This is a genomic window from Burkholderia sp. A2 (assembly GCF_001729305.1).
In the GTDB taxonomy this organism is placed as follows: domain Bacteria; phylum Pseudomonadota; class Gammaproteobacteria; order Burkholderiales; family Burkholderiaceae; genus Burkholderia; species Burkholderia sola.
In genome coordinates this window covers 1,969-2,428 of the sequence record NZ_LZXX01000141.1, presented here as the reverse complement: position 1 = coordinate 2,428, position 460 = coordinate 1,969, and the positions used below count along the sequence as shown (strand labels likewise).

1 protein-coding gene is annotated in these 460 nt (G+C 74.6%); it reads left to right on the top strand.

The window, feature by feature from the left end:
• A partial coding sequence (locus A9Z05_RS38155) for a DJ-1/PfpI family protein (RefSeq protein ID WP_256122138.1) occupies nucleotides 1-460 on the top strand: 460 nt, incomplete at both ends.

The following is a 460-nucleotide window of genomic DNA, read 5'->3' as shown; positions in this document are numbered from 1 at the left end:
TGCGGTCGCCGCGCGCGGCGCCGAGCTCGTCGGCCTGTGCCTCGGCGCCTACGTGCTCGCCGCGGCCGGCCTGCTCGACGGCCGCCCGGCCACCACGCACTGGGCGTGGGCCGACGATTTCGCACAGCGCTTTCCGCGCGTGAAACTCGATCCCGACGTGCTGTACGTAAGCGACGGCAACCTGATGACGTCGGCCGGCACGGCGGCAGGCCTCGACTGCTGCCTGCACGTCGCGCGGCGGCGCTTCGGCTCGGACGCCGCGAACCGGATCGCGCGCCGCCTCGTGATCCCGCCGCACCGCCAGGGCGGCCAGGCCCAGTACGTGCCGCAGCCGGTCGCCGCGCACCCACGCGATGCCCGGCTCGCGGGCCTGCTCGATTGGGTGCGTGCCCATCTCGACGCCGCGCACAGCGTCGATTCGCTCGCCGAACGCGTGCTGATGAGCCGGCGCACGTTCACG